We start from the raw sequence: 19,649 nt of genomic DNA on the forward strand, positions 1-19,649 counted from the left end.
CAATGAGTGTTATATTTTTAATCATTTCATTTATATTATCAGCATTATTAATGAAAATGATGATTCCGAAATTAAAAGAGTTAAAGTTTGGTCAATCGATTCGACAAGAAGGTCCTGAAAGTCACTTAGCAAAAACGGGAACTCCGACGATGGGAGGTATATCGTTTATAGCAGTAACGACAGTCCTATCTTTAATAGCGTTAATATTTGTAGAAGATATTTCTAAACTACTGATTTTAATTATCGTAACGCTCGGATTTGGACTGATTGGATTTATCGATGACTATATTATCGTAGTAAAAAAAGATAATACTGGGTTAACTTCAAAGCAAAAAGCGCTCGCTCAAGTTGTTGTTTCTATCATTGTCTTTTTTATAATGATGAAGTTCGTACCGTCAATTGAACTTGGTGTTACGGTACCTGGTACAGATTTTACAATCCATTTAGGATATCTATTTATTTTATGGATTGTATTTTGGCTCGTTGGATTTTCTAACGCTGTAAACTTAACGGATGGTTTAGATGGTCTCTCAACAAGTACAACTATTGTTGCGAACTTGTCATTTTTAATTATTGCGTGGATGTCATCTGAAAATGAAATCGTCATATTTTTAGCGATTTTAATAGGTGCACAACTTGGATTTTTAATCTTTAACAAATATCCAGCAAAAGTATTTATGGGTGATACTGGATCACTTGCACTTGGTGGTATTGTTGGTATTGTTTCAATCATGTTAAATAACAGTCTACTACTCCTATTAATTGGTATAGTATTTGTAGTTGAAACTGCATCAGTGATTATTCAAGTGATCTCATTTAAAACAACGGGTAAACGTATCTTTAAAATGACACCGATTCATCATCATTTTGAACTATCTGGTTGGAATGAGAAAAAGATAGTTGCAGTGTTTTCATTAGTCGGTGCAATTGCTGGTGTACTTGGAGTTTTAATCGGGGGTTAAATTATGAAAAATCTAGAGGATTTTAAAGGTAAAAAAGTGCTCGTCTTAGGCTATGGTAGAAGTGGTCGAAGCGCAATCGATGCACTGTTTAAACTCGGTGCGGATATTACACTAACAACAAGTGAAGTACTCGTTGAAGGGAGCGTGTTAAATCATTTAAGGCAATTGGACGTGTACGTCGTAGACGGCCATCACCCAGAACACTTATTAAACGACGTAGATTTAATCGTTAAAAATCCAGGGATTCCATATACTATTCCATTTTTAAAAGAAGCAGTAAAACGTAATATTAAAATTATTACTGAAGTTGAACTTGCATACTTAATCGCGGATAACGATATTATCGGTATTACAGGTACAAATGGTAAAACGACAGTGACTGAACTCATTGGTCGACTACTTACGGATGGAAATGAAACACCTGTACTATGCGGTAATATCGGATACCCTGCGAGCCAAGCTGTGTTAGAGCATCAAGATGATGATCTCGTTATGGAATTATCAAGTTTTCAGCTAATGGGAATCGATACGTTTAGACCAAATATCGCAGTATTTACAAATATTTACGAAGCCCATTTAGATTATCATAAAGATTTAGCAGAATATCAAAATGCAAAATTATCGTTAATGAAAAATATGACAGACGAAGATATCGTCATATTTAATGCGTCTCAAAAAGAATTTTTAGAAAAACTAGACGTTAAAAGTAAAGTGTATTTCTTTAGTATTGAAAAAGATTGTGACGCAACAGTAAAAAATGGGGTTGTTTATCTATTTGATGAACCGATTATAGACGTTGAAGACATTTTACTTAAAGGGTCGCATAACCTTGAAAACATACTCGCGAGTCTACTCGTTGCACATTTTAAAGGAATTCCGGTAGAACATATGAAGTACGTTTTAAAAACGTTCAAAGGTATCGAACATCGTATGGAGTATGTTGGAGAAAAACTTGGAATGTCATTTTACAATGATTCAAAAGCAACGAATGCACTCGCATCGTCATTTGCTTTAGATAGTTTTACTCGCCCAACAATTTGGATTGCTGGTGGCTTAGATCGTGGTCAAGACTTTAAAGAATTAATTCCACATTTAAAACACGTGAAATTTGGTATTGTATTTGGTGAAACGAAAGAAAAATTAAAAGATTTTTTAGAAGGAAATAATATTACAGCGATTGAAACTGAAAATCCATACACTGCAGTAGATGTCGTGAAAACTCACGGTGAAAAAGGGGATAAGGTACTATTCTCACCTGCATGTGCGAGTTGGGATCAGTATCCAGACTTTGAAACAAGAGGCGAGCACTTTAAAGCAGCCGTTAAACAATTATAAAAGTTAAGGAGGGGACAAAATGAAAGATGATTTTAATGTCGATGAATTAAAGAAAAAATTAAAAAAAGATCGGAAAGAAACTCCGACTAAAGCAACACCTAAATCTGATGAAGAAAAAGTCCCCGCTTTAACAACTGAAAAAGAAGTGCTCGATTTAATAAAAAAAGAATCTAGTGAAAAAAATAATGATAGTTTAGACGAAACGTTAATCGAAGACTATAGAGATGAAGAAAAAGATGCATTAAATATCGAATATGAAACCGATGAGTCTGAAAATAAAAAAGAAAGTAATTTTAAGGATAAGTTAAAATCGATAAAAAGACCGAAGTTTAAACTACCAAATATAAATTATTTAAAACTATTTTTAATAATTTTACTTTTATCAGTCATTTCTGTATTATCGATATATTTAATTTCAAGTTGGTCAGCGGTTAAAGAGATCGAAGTGAATGGTAACGTTAATTTAGAAAAAGAAGAAATACTAGAGAGAAGCGGTATTAAAGAAGGTAACAAAATGTACTTACTGCAGACGAATAAAGCAGAAGAAAACATAAAGGTATTACCAATCGTTGAAAAAATTAACATCGAAAGAGAATGGCCCAATAAAGTCATTATCGATGTCGAAGAATATAAAATCGTTGGGTTTGTAGAAAGTCACCGAAATTATTACCCAGTACTTGAAAACAAACGTGTGTTAAGAGGTTTCCATATGGCACCAGAAAACGCACCAATAATACACTTCTTTGAAGGTAAAGAATTCGACGGTTTAGTCGATAGTTTAAACGATGTTAACCCTGAGATTTTAAGAACGATTTCTGAAATATATTATCGACCCCATGATGAGTCGAATACAAGAATTCAGGTACTTATGAATAACGGTCAAGAAATCATCGCTGATTACACAACGTTTGGAGAAAAAATTAATTACTTTGAAGGCATGAGTAATGCAATTGGAGATAAAAATGGAATTATTGACCTAGAAGTAAGTAATGCGTTTATACCATACAGTACTGAAGAAGCAAGACGTGTAAAAAGAGATATGTCTCGAATTCCAAAACATGCGCCTTACTTAGAAGAAATCGATGAGAATCTAGAATCGATTAAAAAAGCATTAGATAATATAGATTAATATTAAAATCGTGAATAGTTTCATTTATTTACTGGAATTAGTTCACAATTCATTCTATATGCGGTAAACTATAGATTAGATTATTCTGAAAAGATTGGGAGGCATTCAGGTGAAGGAACAATATTATGTTGCCCTAGATATAGGGTCATCAAGTGTTAAAATCGTGGTTGGAGAGAAATTTCACGATGGTGTAAATATTATTGGTACTGGCCAAACCTTCACTGACGGTGTATCAAAGGGTATGATTCGAGACTTTGATCTCGCTAAAAGTGGAATTATTGATACGGTAAAAAAAGCAGAGCTTATTGCAAATATAGATATCGATGAAGTCTTTTTAAAAGTTCCAATAACTAACTCAAATATTATTTTTGAGACTGAAACGTTAAGATTCTCAGGTAGAGACACTGAAATCGACGGAGAGTTAATTGAAGAACTACTTGAAAATATTCGTTTTAAAGAGATTTCAGAAGATCAAGAAATTGTAACAGTATTTCCAGTTTCATTCATAGTCGATGATTTACACGAAGTGGAAGATCCAAAAGGTATTATCGCAAGAGAAAGTTTAACAGTGAACGCTGGAATTATAGCAGTTGACCGTACATTATTCCTAAACATGGGGAACTGTGCAGCAGAAGCTGGTTTAAATATTATTGATGTTACATCAGATGCATATAACTATACGCATATTTTAACTGAATCAGAAATTGAGCTTGGTTCAGTTGTAATGGATATCGGTGCAGATTTAACTCAGTATGCTTATTATAAAGACGGCGCATTACGATATACTGGTATTATACCAGCAGGAGGGAATACGATTACTCAAGTAATCGCAAACGAGTTTAATACTGATTTTCATTATGCAAATCGTGCAAAAGAACAATATGGTCACGCATTTTACGACAGAGCACCTGAAGGTGAAAGAGTTGTCTTCCCACAAAACAGTAAAGATGAAGATCTTGAAATAAGCGCTAAAGACTTATCTGACGTTATCGAAGTGACTCTTGAAGATATGTTTATGGAAATTTTTGAAGATCTAGCACGCGCGGGTATCAATGACATTAGTGGTGGATTTGTTGTAACAGGTGGAACTGCTAATATGCGCGGAGTAAGAGATTTACTACTCGATATCGTATCAGAAAAAGTGCGCATTCATATTCCGACTCAAATGGGCGCAAGAAAACCTGAGTTTTCAAGTGCAATTGCGACAATTGAGAGCGGTATTCGTTTTGATGAACTCCTCGATTATGTTACAATTGATAATCATGAAAGTGATTATGACGAAGCTGAAGAGACTATCGAAGAAGAAAAACAATCAATTTTCCCTTCTCTATTTAAAGAACGTAAAGAACAAAATAAAAATAGAGATGTAGCGGAAGTTGAAGAGTACTATATTGAACCATCTGATGAAACTCACGAAGATGATTCATATATTGAGAATGAAGAAATTATTGAAACGTCACATGAAAAAGACGAATCGCCAAAAGAAAAAGAAAAATCTGATTTTGGTGGATTTATGAAAAAAGTATTTAAGAACTTATTTGAGTAATTAATGACTTGGGAGGATATGGTGAGATGTTGGAATTTGAAACAGGTTTTAATCATCAAGCAGCGATAAAAGTTATTGGTGTTGGTGGCGGCGGAAACAACGCTGTTAACCGAATGATTGACGAAGGTATGCAAAATGTTGAATTTATTGCAGTAAACACAGACGGACAAGCTTTAAACTTATCTAAAGCTGAATCTAAAATCCAAATTGGTGAAAAATTAACACGTGGACTTGGCGCAGGTGCAAACCCTGAAATTGGTAAAAAAGCATCTGAAGAATCACGTGAACAAATCGAAGATGCAATTCAAGGTGCGGACATGGTATTCGTTACTGCTGGTATGGGCGGCGGTACTGGTACTGGTGCAGCACCAGTCGTAGCAAAAATTGCTAAAGAAATGGGAGCTTTAACAGTAGGTGTTGTTACACGCCCATTCTCATTTGAAGGTAGAAAACGTCAAACACAAGCAGCAGCTGGTGTTGAACAAATGAAAGCAGCTGTAGACACGTTAATCGTTATTCCTAACGATCGTTTACTTGATATAGTAGACAAATCTACACCGATGATGGAAGCATTTAAGGAAGCAGACAATGTTTTACGTCAAGGGGTACAAGGTATTTCAGATCTTATTAGCGTTAGTGGTGAAGTAAACCTAGACTTTGCTGACGTTAAAACAATTATGACAGACAAAGGATCTGCATTAATGGGTATCGGAGTATCTAGTGGTGAAAACCGTGCAGTTGAAGCAGCTAAAAAAGCAATCTCAAGTCCATTACTTGAAACTTCAATTGTTGGTGCACAAGGTGTGTTAATGAACATCACTGGCGGCGAAAACTTATCATTATTCGAAGCACAAGAAGCTGCAGATATCGTTCAAGATGCTGCAGATGAAGATGTAAACATGATCTTTGGTACAGTCATTAACCCTGAGCTTGAAGATGAGTTAGTGATTACTGTTATTGCGACAGGATTCAATGAAAAGTCAGTATCAAGAAGCCCTGAACGACCGGTTCAACAAGAGCGTAGACAAACTCAATCATTTGAAGAAAAAGAAAGAGAAGATTCATTTATCGATTTAGATGATCGTTCACATTCTGATCAATCATTTGATTCGTCAGATAGAAAATCTTCTTTAGATAACGAACCAGATGTACCATCATTTATTAGAGGTCGTCGTAGTCGTAGAAGATAAGACATTTATTTACGGAGATATTGACTTCAATATCTCCGTTTTTGTCTATTAGGAGATGGTTTAATGTTTAAAAATCATAAGTATTACGTTGGGCATCATTCAGATGATTTAGTTTTTGGTTATACAAAACGTACGAACGGCATTAGTAACTATCCAAGTGAATCGTTTAATATGGCGTTATATATTGGGGATGACTCGACAAATGTTCATCACCATCAGTCGCTTTTAAGTGAAGAAATTGGTTTTGATAGAGAGAGTTTTGTAATGCCTGTGCAAGGTCATGATAATCATGTTTACGAAGTGACTAAAAACGACTGCGGGACAAATATTGATATATTAACTGATAATATTCATAATATCGATGCATTATATACATATGACAGAGATGTCTTACTTGCCATGAATTACGCAGATTGTACGCCAATTTATATTTATAGCGTAGAAAATTCGTTTATTGGATTAGTTCATGCTGGTTGGAAAGGTACAAAAAAAGAAGTACTAAAAAAACTACTAGATCATTACGACGGTGATTTAAATGACTTAAGAGTTGTCATTGGAGTGACGATTAACAGTGACTATTATGAAGTCGATGACAATGTTATTAACGAAACGTTTAAAGTACCAGATCATGCGGTTAAAAGAATAGGTGACGGTAAGTATTTACTTGACTTAAAAGCGGTGAATAAAACTGAAGCGTTAGAGTACGGTATTAAAGAAGAACATATTCATGTCACACCGCTCGGAACTGAAAGTGATGATTTCTTTTCATTTAGATTAGAAAAAGGCAACACTGGACGTGCATTAGGATTTATCGGGAGGAAAACCATTGATTAAAGATAACTTTTTGAAGATTAAAGAAGAAGTCAACGATCAAGCGACAATTATCGCTGTAACGAAATATCATAGTAACGAAGCAGCACAAGAAGCATATGATGCTGGTATTAGAAATTTCGGAGAAAATAGAATCGAAGGATTTAACGAAAAGTTAAACGCATTACCTGAAGATAAAAACATGCACTTCATCGGTACGTTACAATCAAGAAAAGTAAAAGAAGTTATTGATGACTTGTATTACCTACACTCTTTAGAAAGAGAATCTATCGCTAAACGTATTGAACAATATGCGAATCATGATGTAAAATGTTTTATACAGGTAAACGTTTCCGGTGAAGAAAGTAAGCATGGTTTAAAACCTGAAGATGTGAGAGAGTTTGTACAGACTGTCTCACAATATAAACATGTGAAAGTCATTGGTTTAATGACAATGGCACCAGAAACTGACGATGAAGAAGAAATTCGTAACGTATTTAAATCGTTAAGAGTACTTAGAGATGAGTTAAACAAAGAATTTGAAGATATTACAGAACTTAGTATGGGTATGAGTAATGACTATAAAATAGCACTTGAAGAAGGCGCAACATATATTCGTCTAGGAAGTATATTAATGGAAAGTTAGGTGGTTAAAATGGCTTTAAAATTTATCAAAGACCTATTCGTAATCGAACCTGAGGAGATGGACGAAATAGAAAACGACCCTGTCGTATACGAAACGAAAGAAAAAAAGACAGAAAAACCGAATAACGTGACTGCTGTAAACTTTACAGAGACGACGAGAAACCGCAAACCAAAAATCGAAAAGACACAAGCTCGTGAAAACACTCAGTCACAACAAAAGAAACAAAAAGGAGCGGTTGACATGAGTAAAATTGATACGAAAGTGTGCTTGTTTGAACCGTATGTATTTGGAGAAACTCAAGATATTGCGGATCAACTAAAAAATAACCGAACAGCACTCGTTAACTTAACAAAACTTGATAAAGTATCAAAAAAGAGAATCATCGACTTTTTAAGTGGAACAGTGTATGCTTTAGAAGGCGATATTCAAAAAGTTGGAGCAGACATTTTCTTATGTACACCGAACTCTGTAGGCGTAGAAGGTGTGATTTCTGAAAAAAACGACTCTGACTCAATGTAAGGAGTTTTAATTGTGGATCATTCTACAGGCGTTAATATTGTTTTAACTATTTATAAATTTTATACAATTATTTGGCCAATCTTTACTTGGGGGTTCATTATTTACATACTGTCAAGTTGGATTCCAGGCTTAAGAGAATCATCATTTGGTGAAATGCTTGGTAAAGTTTACGAGCCGTTAATGGAGCCATTACGAAAAATCATCCCACCAATCGGTGGTATGATCGATATTTCACCGATCTTTTTAATTATTATATTCCAATTATTTAATTATGGAATGCACCATGTATTTAATGCATTATTAAATGTTGTATCGTAAGAGATATTGTTATAATATCTCTTTTTTATTTTAATTTTAGGAGATATTTTAATGGAATCTTTATTTCAACATTTTAGAAAAGAAGAAAAAGAAAAGATTATTTTTTACTACAGTAAGTTTGAAATTGCGTCTAGAGATTATTATCCCGTACTTCTTGATTTTACTGATCCTAGAGAACGTAAAATAATAGAAAGTATTAGTGGACGTTTTTCTGATATTAAAGTTGAGTACTACGGTGGCGGTAGTGATGATAATCACGAAAGAAAACGCGTATTACTCGTTCCTGAAATGTTAGAAGTATCTAGAGACGACTTTGAAATTGAAACAGTCGAATTAGAATATCCTGAAAAATTCGTTTCGTTATCACATCGAAATATACTCGGTGCGATGATGAGTATTGGTGTTGATAGAAGTAAGCTTGGAGACATCATTATTTCAGATAAAATAGAGTTCGCTGTGGATAAAAACTTTTTTGAACTATTTAAAAGAGAATTAACGACGATAAAAAATGCGCCAATAGAACTGAGTGAAATTCCAAACGATGAATTTTTAGAACCGGTTGATGAAACGACGAAGCATTCAATTATCGTATCGTCATTTCGCCTAGATGTTATTTTATCAGAAGTAATTAAAGAAGGCCGTTCGAAAAGTAAAAATAGAGTGACGAGAGAAAAAGTAAAAGTAAATCACGCTATAGTTACTGATCCGAGTTTTGTAGTAGAACTTGGTGACATTATAAGCGTGAGAGGATTTGGGCGTTTTATCGTCAGTGATTTTATACATGAAACAAGAAAAGGAAAATCTAGAATCGAAGTATTAGTCTATGAAGACTAGTAGTAAAAGTGTTTGACAATAATCTGAAATTTTTGCATAATGTTATTAATGTATTAGACACGCAATATATTGACTTTTTTAAAGCGACTAGAGGGTGGTGAAAGCTCTAGAAAATAAATATATTGATATCACTAATATTTAATTATTATGAATATATAAACGAGTGGACTCTTCATGAGTCAATTAGGGTGGTAACACGGTATAATCGTCCCTTTTTGACTATGAAGAGTTTTTTTAATTTAGGAGGAAATTTGAATGGATTATAAAGATACGCTACTCATGCCGCATACGAAATTTAAAATGCGCGGTGGATTAATTACAAAAGAACCAGATATGCAAAAACGCTGGAAAGAAATGGATTTATACAACAAGAAACTTGAACTAAATAAAGGTAATGAACCTTACGTACTACACGATGGCCCACCGTATGCAAATGGTGCGATTCATATGGGTCACGCGTTAAATAAAATCGTAAAAGACATTATTAACCGTAACAAACAAATGCAAGGTTACTTTACACCATACGTTCCAGGATGGGACACACACGGTTTACCGATTGAACAAGCACTAACAAATAAAGGTGTAGACCGTAACAAAATGTCAATTAGCGAATTCCGTAAAAAATGTGAAGAATTCGCAAACAAACAAGTTCAAGGCCAAATGGAAGGCTTTATGCGTATGGGTATCGATGGAGAGTGGGATAACCCGTATTTAACTTATAAACCTGAATTTGAAGCGGCACAAGTACGTGTCTTAAAAGATATGGCAGAACGCGGGTTAATTTACCGTGGTAAAAAGCCTGTCTACTGGTCACCAGTATCAGAGTCAAGTTTAGCTGAAGCAGAGCTTGAATATAAAGATAAGCGTTCACCATCAATCTATGTATCATTTAAAGTTGAAAATGGTAATGACGTACTTGAAAAAGGTGTGAACTTAGTAATCTGGACAACGACACCTTGGACAATTCCGTCAAACTTAGCGATCGCAGTACATCCTGATTTAAACTATGTTCAGTTTAATTATGAAGGTGAAGCATACGTTATCGTTGAAGATTTAATTGACACATTTTTAGAAGAAGTCGAATGGGATAAAGACAAAGTCGAAAGAACGAAAGAATTTAAAGGTTCTGAAATTGAACGCGTTGAAGCGAAACACCCATTATTTGACCGTACGAGTCTCGTTATTTTAGGTGACCACGTAACAACAGACGGTGGTACAGGACTTGTCCATACAGCACCAGGTCACGGGGATGACGACTATAAAGTTGCACAACATTATAATCTTGATATTTTATCTCCAGTGGATGATAAAGGTGTATTTACTGAAGAAGCAGGTAAATATGAAGGGTTATACTATGATGATGCAAACAAAGTAGTTGGAGAAGATTTAGATGAAGCTGGTGCGTTAATTAAACTTAAATTCATTACGCACTCATATCCACATGATTGGCGTTCTAAAACACCAGTAATCTTCCGTGCAACACCACAATGGTTTGCGTCAATTGAAAACGTACGAGAAGAAATTTTAGATGCATTAAACGACACAAAATTCCAAGTTGAGTGGAACAAAGAACGTATGTACAATATGATTAAAAATCGTGGAGACTGGGTGATTTCTCGTCAACGTGTATGGGGTGTACCTCTACCATTCTTCTATGCTGAAAATGGTGAACCAATTGTAGATGCTGAAGTTATGGAACACGTTGGAGGATTATTTGAAACACATGGTAGTAACATTTGGTTTGAATGGGATGCTAAAGACTTATTACCAGAAGGGTTTACGCACGAAAGCTCACCAAATGGTAAATTTGAAAAAGAAACAGATATTATGGATGTTTGGTTTGACTCAGGATCAACTCATAGAGGTGTGTTAGACGAGAGAGATTACTTAACATATCCAGCAGACTTATATTTTGAAGGTTCAGACCAATATAGAGGTTGGTTTAACTCTTCACTGATTACGAGTGTTGCAACGCGTGGTGTATCACCATATAAAGAATTACTTTCACACGGATTTGTTATGGACGGAGAAGGTAAAAAAATGTCTAAATCACTCGGTAACGTCGTAGATCCAACGAAGATTATGAACCAAATGGGTGCAGACATCATTCGTTTATGGGCATTCTCAAGTGACTTTGAAGAAGACGTTCGTATTTCTGATGACATCTTAAAACAAGTGTCAGACGTTTATCGTAAAATCCGTAACACAGTGCGATTCTTACTTGGTAACTTAAGTGACTTTAACGTAGAAACTGATAAAGTCGCATACGATGATTTATATGATGTTGACAAATATATGTACAACAAATTTAGTAAGTTCTATAACGAAACTAGAGACAACTATGACGCATACAACTACATTACGATTTATCAATCATTACAGAACTTTATCAACGTAGACTTATCAAACTTCTATTTAGACTATGCAAAAGATATTTTATATATCGAAAAAGAAGATTCTAGAGTAAGACGTAGTGTTCAAACGGTTCTATTTCGTATTTTAGAAGACTTAACAAAAGTGTTAGCGCCAGTGCTTGTTCACACAGCTGAAGACATTTACGATCATTCACCAAACAGAACTGCTGAAAGTATCCACTTAACATACTTTAGTGACAAAGAAGACGTCGATGAAGCAGTACTAAAAAAATGGGCACAAATTATGGCAGTTCGTGATGATGTTTATAAAGCATTAGAAGTCGCTCGTAACGAAAAAGTAATCGGTAAGTCACTGGATGCAAAAGTGACGTTAACATTACCTGAAGGGCTAGATAAAGACAGCATTAACTCTGAATTTACTCAGTTATTCATCGTGTCACAAGTTGAAATTGTTGATGAATTAGAAGACGGTACAGAGTACGCAAATTCAACTGTAAAAGTCGAGCATGCGGACGGTGAGAAATGTGCGCGCTGCTGGAACTATAAGACTGATGAAAACCTTGTGACAGGTAAAGATGACATTTGTGATCGTTGCCGCTCTGTCGTTGGCGAAAACTAGGTGAGACGATGAAAGCTTACCGAATTTTGCCGATGAGTATACTTGGTATAGTCATTGTTGCGATTGATCAATTAACAAAATTCCTCGTAGTTAAATATATGGACTACGGGGCATCTATACCAATTATCGACAACTTTTTATCAATTACGTCACACCGAAACGAAGGTGCAGCGTGGGGAATGTTAGAAGGTAAAATGTGGCTATTTTACATTATTACTGTATTTGTGATTATCATGCTTTTATTCTTTTATAAAAAAGAAGCAAAAAATGATCTGTTATTACAAATCTCATTAACATTACTTATTGCAGGCGCATTCGGGAACTTCATTGACCGTGTGTTATTTCAGAAAGTTGTCGATATGATTGATACGATGATTTTCTCATATGACTTTCCGATTTTTAACGTCGCGGATTCTAGTTTAACAATCGGTGTCATTTTAATGATTATTCAAATCTTTTCAGAGCGTGGTGAAGCAAATGGAAATTAAAATTGATGAAAGTAACGTAAATAAAAGAATCGATCAGTTACTTACAAAAGAAATAGAAGACAGCTCTCGTACGGAAATTCAAAATCGCTTAAAAGAAGGAAATATCGTTGTAAATGACGTGGTCGTTAAACCGAATTACAAAGTGAAGTTAAATGACGTAATTACAGTTTACGAACGTGAAATTGAAACAGTTGATATAACACCGGAGAATTTAAACTTAGATATTATCTATGAAGATAAAGACGTTGCAGTTATAAATAAACCGTCAGGTATGGTGGTACACCCGTCAGCTGGACATAGTAGTCATACGTTAGTAAATGGGTTGCTTTATCAACTAGAGTCATTATCAGGTATTAACGGTGAATACCGCCCAGGTATTGTTCATAGAATTGATAAAGACACTAGTGGTCTTTTAATGGTCGCAAAAAATGATGTGTCACACCGTGAATTAAGCGAACAGCTAAAAGATAAGACGGTAGATAGACGATATGTTGCGCTTGTTCACGGAGTAATTCCACACAATAAAGGGACTATTGACGCACCAATTGGACGTAATAAAGAAAAACGTCAACAAATGGCAGTCGTTGATGACGGAAAAGATGCAGTGACACATTTTAACGTTTTAGAACGTTTTCTAGATTACACATTAATCGAAGCGATTTTAGAAACTGGTCGTACACACCAAATTCGTGTTCATATGGATTATATCGGTTATCCGATCGTTGGAGACCCTGTGTACGGTAGAAAAAGTAAGTTTAAAACTGACGGACAATTATTACATGCAAAAACAGTTGGATTTACACATCCAACTACAAAAGAACGTTTAAGTTTTTCTTCAGATTTACCAAAAGAATTTAATTCGATACTTGAAAAAATACGTTTTGAAAAAAGCTAATTTATATTGTTGACAAATATTAAGAAGAAGACTAATATAATAATCAACATAAATAAATACTTATGTGTCTTTAAAACTGGTCCCGTGAGGCCGAAAAGACATGATGAAACGTATATATATAATACTGGTGTCACTATATAGAATATATAGGCCAGTTTTGCTACGCGTATACTCATGTCTTAGGCATGAGTATTTTTTTATGATTATTAGGAGGGTTCTTGTAATGAAGAGAACTATTTTAGATGAACAAGGAATTAACCGAAGCTTAACGAGAATGTCGCACGAAATCTTAGAAAAATATAAGGGCAGTGAAAATATCGTACTTCTTGGTATTAAAAGACGCGGTGAATATCTCGGTAATAGAATGAGAGAAAAAATCGAGACAATTGAAGGACATCCTGTCGATGGTGGTACGATTGACATTCAAAACTTTAGAGACGACACAAAGAGAAGTGAAAATACAGATGGTCTCGATACAAGTATCAATTTAAACGACAAACACGTCGTACTTGTTGATGACGTACTACAAACAGGTCGAACAATTCGAGCGGCAATCGACGCAGTAATGTTCCACCACAGACCAAAGACGATTTCACTTGCAGTGCTCGTTGACAGAGGACATAGAGAGTTACCAATACGTCCAGATTTTGTCGGTAAAAATATTCCAACGTCAAGTGAAGAAGATGTCGTCGTACAAATTGAAGAAGTCGACGGCGAGAATTCGGTCTCAATTTCTTAATCTAAACTCCAAAATCTAAAAAACCGGAGGCAATATACAATGAAAAACTTATTATCAATGGATCACGTATCACCTAGAGAGATTTACGAAATTATTACTCGCGCACAAGAAATTAAAAAAGGTGATTACTCAAAATTTGCAGAAGATACAACAGTTTGTAACTTATTCTTTGAAACGTCAACACGTACAAAATCAAGTTTCGAAATGGCTGAATTTAGACTTGGTATGCATGCAATTCCGTTTGAAGTATCACAATCTGCAGTGCAAAAAGGTGAGTCATTATACGATACTTGTAAAACTCTAGAAGCAATCGGTGTAGATGCATTAGTTATTAGACACCCTGATAATAAGTACTACGAGCAATTAGAAGGAATTAACATTCCAGTTATCAACGGTGGAGACGGAAGTGGAAGCCACCCTTCACAATCTCTACTTGATATGATGACAATTTACGAGCACCATGGCCGTATTCACGGACTAAAAATCGTCATTGTAGGGGATATCGTTCACTCACGCGTTGCAAAATCAAACGCAACAGCACTACGTAATATGGGTGCTGAAGTATACTTCTCAGGTCCTGAAGAATATCAAGATCATTCATTAGGTGTGCCTTACATGGATTTAGACGAAGCGGTTGAAGAGTGTGATGTTGTTATGATGTTACGTGTACAAAACGAACGTCACGACAGAAAAATGTTACTATCAAATATCGAATATAACCAAAGATACGGTATTAACCAAGGTCGTGTTGCACGCATGAAAGATGACGCGATATTAATGCACCCAGCACCAATGAACCGCGGTGTAGAAATCACTGACGAGTGTGTTGAAGGTGATAAGAGTGTCATCTTCGAACAAATGGCAAATGGTGTATTTATCAGAATGAGTATTTTAGAAAGAGTTCTTGAAGGAGAGAAATCTAGTGCTTTTAAAACGAGCAAAGTTACTGTTAGATAATAAGTTCATCGAAAAAGATGTATTAATTGAAGATGGTAAGATTAAAGAGATTAACGAATCTATCGAGGAAAGTGGTCATGACATCATCGACTTAGAAGGTAAACTGTTAACACCAGGTCTAGTCGATGTACATGTTCACTTTAGAGAACCAGGATTTGAACATAAAGAAACGATCAAAACGGGGTCTTTAGCAGCTGCACGAGGTGGATTTACGACAGTTTGCCCAATGCCAAACACAAAACCAATTATCGATACGGTTGAAAGACTTGATCAGGTCAATGAAATTATTGAGCGTGACGCAGCCATTCGCGTATTACCATATGTATCGATTACTGAAGGGTTAAGTGGAGAAAAACTCGTTGATTTTGACGGATTAAAAGCACACGGTGCGTTTGCATTCACAGATGACGGTGTCGGTGTACAAACAGCTAAAGTAATGTATGAAGCAATGAAAAAAGCAGCATCAATTAACATGCCAATCGTTGCACATACTGAAGACAACTCCCTCGCTGGTACAGGTGCGGTACATGAAGGTGACGTTTCAGAAAGACTTGACGTTGAAGGAATTCCAAGCCTTGCTGAGTCAACACAAATTGCACGTGACGTATTACTTGCTGAAGCAGCAGATTGTCATTACCACGTCTGTCACGTGTCAACAAAAGAATCTGTACGAGTCATTCGTGATGCAAAACGTGCAGGTATTAAAGTTACTGCAGAAGTGACTCCACACCACTTAGTATTAGATGAGAATGACTTTAAAGAGTTAGATCCAAACTTTAAAATGAACCCACCATTACGTGGCAGTGACGACCGTGAGGCATTAATTGAAGGATTACTCGACGGGACAATTGATTTTATCGCTACAGATCATGCACCGCATCATAAAGATGAAAAAGCGGTTGGTGTTTCGAAAGCACCATTTGGAATTGTCGGTATTGAACACGCATTCCAGTTACTTTATACAAAACTTGTAAAAACAGAAGTATTTACGTTACAACAACTCGTTGATTTTATGACAGTTAAACCAAGTAAAGTGTTTAATCTTGATAGCGGTGAAATTAAAGAAGGAAAAGCTGCTGATTTAACAATCATCGATTTAGAAGATCACGTGACGATTACTGAAGATGGATTCGTATCTAAAGCAAGTAACTCACCGTTTATTGGTGAAGCACTAGAGTCAGATATTTACATGACAATTTGTGACGGAAAAATCGTCTACGAAAAATAATAGGAGTGTCGACATGAATCACGTACTCAGTGTAAAATCTCAAGAAGAAATTGCACATAATATTTATAAAATGGTGATCCATGGCCCGATTACAAGTAAAATGAAAACGCCAGGTCAGTTTGCACATATACGTGTGAATGAGACTTCAGCGTTTATGCTAAGACGTCCGATTTCCATATCGGACGTTGATGCTGTCAATGGGACTTTTACGATTGTATATCGTGCAGGTGGAAAAGGTACTACAGAGCTTTCGAAACTACAAAGCGGAGATAGCGTCGACGTGTTAGCACCTCTTGGTAATGGTTTCCCAGTTGAAAAATCGAATCATGTACTAATTGTTGGTGGTGGAATCGGAGTCCCACCATTACTAGAGTTATCTAAACAGTTAAACAAGATCGGTGTTAAAACAACACATGTACTCGGATTTAGTTCTGAACGTGAAGTTTTCTATGAAGATGAGTTTAGTCGTTTAGGTGATACATACGTTGCAACAGTAGATGGTAGCTACGGAACGAAAGGTTTTGTAACAGACGTTATTGAAAATCTAGATACTGAATTTGATAAGTTTTATGCATGTGGCCCAAAAGTAATGTTAAAAGTTTTAAGTGAAACATTAGATATGGACGGTTACATTTCGTTAGAGGAACGTATGGGATGCGGCTTTGGTGCATGTTACGCTTGTGTTGCTGATAAAAAAGACGGCGGGCAAGTGAAATTATGTGTGAACGGTCCAGTATTTAAAAAAGGAGAGATTATACTATGAGTTTAAATGTAGAATTACCTGGTCTCTCTTTAAAAAATCCAATCATGCCAGCATCAGGTTGCTTTAGTTTTGGAGAAGAGTACAGTCAGTTTTACGACTTATCAAAACTCGGCGCGATTATGATTAAAGCAACGACAGTCGAACCACGTAAAGGAAATCCAACACCTAGAGTTGCTGAAACTGATTCCGGGATGTTAAACGCGATTGGACTTCAAAATCCAGGACTTGATCATGTATTAGAACATGAACTTAAATTTTTAGAGCAATTCGATGTTCCGTTAATCGCAAATGTTGCGGGAACGACAATCGACGATTATGTTGAAGTTGCACGACGTATTTCTAAAGCGAAAAACGTCCATGCATTAGAATTAAATATTAGTTGTCCGAACGTCAAAGCAGGCGGTATCCAGTTCGGGACAGATCCAGAAATGGCATACAATTTAACAAAAGCGGTCTATGAAGTTTCAGAAGTACCAGTATACGTGAAGCTATCACCAAACGTCACATCTGTTGTTGACATGGCGATGGCTGTTAAAGATGTCTGTGACGGAATTACGATGATTAATACACTTGTCGGTATGAGACTAGATGGAGATGGTCAACCGATTATTAGCAACATTACAGGTGGTTTATCTGGCCCGGCTGTTAAGCCTGTTGCATTAAATATGGTGTACCAAGTGAAAAAAGCTCTACCAGATATGCCAGTTATAGCGATGGGCGGTGTTACAGACGTTCAAGACGTGATCGACTTTATATCAGTTGGAGCGGATGCAGTTGCAGTCGGTACCGCAAACTTTACAGATCCAATGACTTGTCCGAAGTTAATTGACGGACTTGAAGAATACTTAAAAAACAATAATATTAAACATATACATGACATAAAAGGGAGAACTCTTTAGGAGGATACAATGAATACACCAATTATTGCACTTGACTTTAATCGTTATGAAGAAGTAGAAAACTTCTTAAAACAATTCGATGAAAAACTATACGTTAAAGTTGGTATGGAATTATATATGCTAGAAGGACGTAATGTCATTAAAGAAATTCGCGCGATGGGGCACGACTTATTTTTAGATTTAAAACTTCATGACATTCCAAATACGGTGTCACGTACGATGGCAGGCCTTGGACGTTTAGATGTACAAATGGTTAACGTACATGCACGTGGAGGTAGTGAAATGATGCGCCGCGCAAATGAAAGCTTTAAAGAATATAATCCAGACGGAATTTGTATTGCGGTTACAGAGTTAACGAGTACAAATGAGCATATGGTTCAACAAGAACTTCAGTCGAAATTACCACTTAGAGAATCAGTATTAAATTTAGCTCAATTGACTCATGATGCTGGTCTAGACGGAGTTGTTTCATCACCATTAGAAAGTCAAATGCTACATGAAAAAATTGGTCCAGACTTTTTAACAATTACACCAGGTATTCGCCTAAAAGAAAATCAAACGGACGACCAAGTCCGTATTGTAACACCAGATGAAGCAAGAGAACTTGGGTCGAATTACATAGTTGTCGGACGTCCAATTACACAGTCAGACAACCCAGTTGAAAGTTATCATAAAATTAAAGCAATGTGGGAGGGGAAATAATGAGTCAACGAGTGTCAGAAATATTATTAGATATTGAAGCGGTCAAAATTCAACCAAACGATCCATTCACATGGGCGAGTGGTATTAAATCTCCAATCTACTGCGATAATCGTAAAACAATTGGATTTCCTAAAGAGAGAAAAGAACTCATTACATTATTTATTAAAAAGATAAAAGAAAATTATCCTGACGTTGAAGTCATCGCAGGCACAGCAACTGCAGGCATTCCGCACGCTGCATTTTTAGCAGCAGGCCTTGATTTACCAATGGTTTACGTACGCGGCGAAAAGAAAAAGCACGGTGCAGGTAAACAAATTGAAGGTGGAGAAGTTGAAGGTAAGAAAGTTATCCTTATCGAAGACTTATTCTCAACAGGCGGATCGAGCTTAAAAGCAGCAAAAGCTTTAGAAGAAGCTGGTGCAGAAGTCATTTCAGTGATGAGTGTATTTAGTTATGAGTTAAACGTCTTAAAAGAAAACTTTGAAGACGCAGGTTTAAGTTATGATAGTTTAAGTACAATTGACGAGATGCTTGAGTTATGTGAAGAAACAAATAGACTCGATAAGGAAGATATCGCGCTCGTTAAAAAATTTAGAGATGAATTATAAAATGAAAGCACTCGACCTAAAGGTCGAGTGCTTCTTTTTATTAGTATATAGATGTCGTGGATGACAGGTTTTTTATCGTTTACGAGT

Annotated in this window: 19 protein-coding genes and 1 pseudogene; all 20 read left to right on the forward strand. The window is 35.8% G+C overall.

Annotated features, from left to right (window positions below; genetic code table 11):
- Positions 1-2: 2 nt before the first annotated feature.
- The 20 genes and pseudogenes from mraY to pyrE all read left to right on the forward strand — a co-directional run bounded on the left by mraY (position 3) and on the right by pyrE (position 19,562).
- On the forward strand, positions 3-962 hold the full coding sequence (gene mraY, locus KPF49_RS02450; protein ID WP_183674135.1) for a phospho-N-acetylmuramoyl-pentapeptide-transferase: 960 nt from the start codon (positions 3-5) through the stop codon (positions 960-962).
- 3 nt (positions 963-965) lie between these two features.
- On the forward strand, positions 966-2,297 hold the full coding sequence (gene murD / locus KPF49_RS02455) for a UDP-N-acetylmuramoyl-L-alanine--D-glutamate ligase (protein WP_183674137.1): 1,332 nt from the start codon (positions 966-968) through the stop codon (positions 2,295-2,297).
- Between the two features lie 19 nt (positions 2,298-2,316).
- On the forward strand, positions 2,317-3,426 hold the full coding sequence (locus KPF49_RS02460; RefSeq protein WP_183674139.1) for a cell division protein FtsQ/DivIB: 1,110 nt from the start codon (positions 2,317-2,319) through the stop codon (positions 3,424-3,426).
- Positions 3,427-3,535: 109 nt separating this feature from the next.
- Complete coding sequence (gene ftsA / locus KPF49_RS02465; RefSeq protein ID WP_183674141.1) at positions 3,536-4,972, forward strand: cell division protein FtsA; 1,437 nt, start codon at positions 3,536-3,538, stop codon at positions 4,970-4,972.
- A gap of 26 nt (positions 4,973-4,998) precedes the next feature.
- Positions 4,999-5,953, forward strand: a pseudogene (gene ftsZ / locus KPF49_RS02470) (cell division protein FtsZ); the annotation flags it as partial.
- Between the two features lie 272 nt (positions 5,954-6,225).
- Positions 6,226-6,996, forward strand: coding sequence for a purine nucleoside phosphorylase YfiH/LACC1 family protein (locus KPF49_RS02475; protein WP_183674145.1), 771 nt, complete (start codon positions 6,226-6,228; stop codon positions 6,994-6,996).
- Positions 6,992-7,618, forward strand: coding sequence for a YggS family pyridoxal phosphate-dependent enzyme (locus KPF49_RS02480; protein WP_183674295.1), 627 nt, complete (start codon positions 6,992-6,994; stop codon positions 7,616-7,618). Before KPF49_RS02475 ends, KPF49_RS02480 begins: the two co-directional genes overlap by 5 nt.
- Before the next feature lie 9 nt (positions 7,619-7,627).
- On the forward strand, positions 7,628-8,137 hold the full coding sequence (locus KPF49_RS08120; protein WP_183674147.1) for a cell division protein SepF: 510 nt from the start codon (positions 7,628-7,630) through the stop codon (positions 8,135-8,137).
- Between the two features lie 12 nt (positions 8,138-8,149).
- Positions 8,150-8,455, forward strand: a complete 306-nt coding sequence (locus tag KPF49_RS02490) for a YggT family protein (protein WP_183674149.1) — start codon at positions 8,150-8,152, stop codon at positions 8,453-8,455.
- Between the two features lie 51 nt (positions 8,456-8,506).
- Positions 8,507-9,289 (forward strand): YlmH family RNA-binding protein, encoded by a 783-nt coding sequence (locus tag KPF49_RS02495; protein ID WP_183674151.1) that lies wholly within the window; start codon positions 8,507-8,509, stop codon positions 9,287-9,289.
- Between the two features lie 255 nt (positions 9,290-9,544).
- The gene (gene ileS / locus KPF49_RS02500) at positions 9,545-12,283 is read left to right on the forward strand and encodes an isoleucine--tRNA ligase (RefSeq protein ID WP_183674153.1); all 2,739 of its coding nucleotides are present in this window, start codon (positions 9,545-9,547) and stop codon (positions 12,281-12,283) included.
- An 8-nt stretch (positions 12,284-12,291) separates the two neighbouring features.
- Complete coding sequence (gene lspA / locus KPF49_RS02505) at positions 12,292-12,771, forward strand: signal peptidase II (RefSeq protein WP_375781555.1); 480 nt, start codon at positions 12,292-12,294, stop codon at positions 12,769-12,771.
- Positions 12,761-13,666 (forward strand): RluA family pseudouridine synthase, encoded by a 906-nt coding sequence (locus KPF49_RS02510; RefSeq protein WP_183674156.1) that lies wholly within the window; start codon positions 12,761-12,763, stop codon positions 13,664-13,666. The genes lspA and KPF49_RS02510 overlap by 11 nt, the downstream gene beginning before the upstream one ends.
- Positions 13,667-13,889: 223 nt before the next feature.
- Positions 13,890-14,405, forward strand: coding sequence for a bifunctional pyr operon transcriptional regulator/uracil phosphoribosyltransferase PyrR (gene pyrR / locus KPF49_RS02515; RefSeq protein ID WP_246562789.1), 516 nt, complete (start codon positions 13,890-13,892; stop codon positions 14,403-14,405).
- Positions 14,406-14,444: 39 nt separating this feature from the next.
- The gene (locus tag KPF49_RS02520; protein WP_183674160.1) at positions 14,445-15,362 is read left to right on the forward strand and encodes an aspartate carbamoyltransferase catalytic subunit; all 918 of its coding nucleotides are present in this window, start codon (positions 14,445-14,447) and stop codon (positions 15,360-15,362) included.
- The gene (locus tag KPF49_RS02525; protein WP_183674162.1) at positions 15,328-16,590 is read left to right on the forward strand and encodes a dihydroorotase; all 1,263 of its coding nucleotides are present in this window, start codon (positions 15,328-15,330) and stop codon (positions 16,588-16,590) included. The genes KPF49_RS02520 and KPF49_RS02525 overlap by 35 nt, the downstream gene beginning before the upstream one ends.
- 13 nt (positions 16,591-16,603) lie before the next feature.
- Complete coding sequence (locus tag KPF49_RS02530; protein ID WP_183674165.1) at positions 16,604-17,353, forward strand: dihydroorotate dehydrogenase electron transfer subunit; 750 nt, start codon at positions 16,604-16,606, stop codon at positions 17,351-17,353.
- On the forward strand, positions 17,350-18,252 hold the full coding sequence (locus KPF49_RS02535; protein WP_183674167.1) for a dihydroorotate dehydrogenase: 903 nt from the start codon (positions 17,350-17,352) through the stop codon (positions 18,250-18,252). Before KPF49_RS02530 ends, KPF49_RS02535 begins: the two co-directional genes overlap by 4 nt.
- A 9-nt stretch (positions 18,253-18,261) precedes the next feature.
- Entirely contained in the window at positions 18,262-18,954 is a 693-nt protein-coding gene (gene pyrF, locus KPF49_RS02540; RefSeq protein WP_183674169.1) for an orotidine-5'-phosphate decarboxylase, read from the forward strand.
- Positions 18,954-19,562, forward strand: a complete 609-nt coding sequence (gene pyrE / locus KPF49_RS02545) for an orotate phosphoribosyltransferase (protein ID WP_183674171.1) — start codon at positions 18,954-18,956, stop codon at positions 19,560-19,562. The genes pyrF and pyrE overlap by 1 nt, the downstream gene beginning before the upstream one ends.
- The last annotated feature ends 87 nt before the right edge of the window (positions 19,563-19,649 follow it).

The sequence above is a fragment of the Nosocomiicoccus ampullae genome (assembly GCF_019357495.1).
Taxonomy (GTDB): Bacteria; Bacillota; Bacilli; order Staphylococcales; family Salinicoccaceae; genus Nosocomiicoccus; species Nosocomiicoccus ampullae.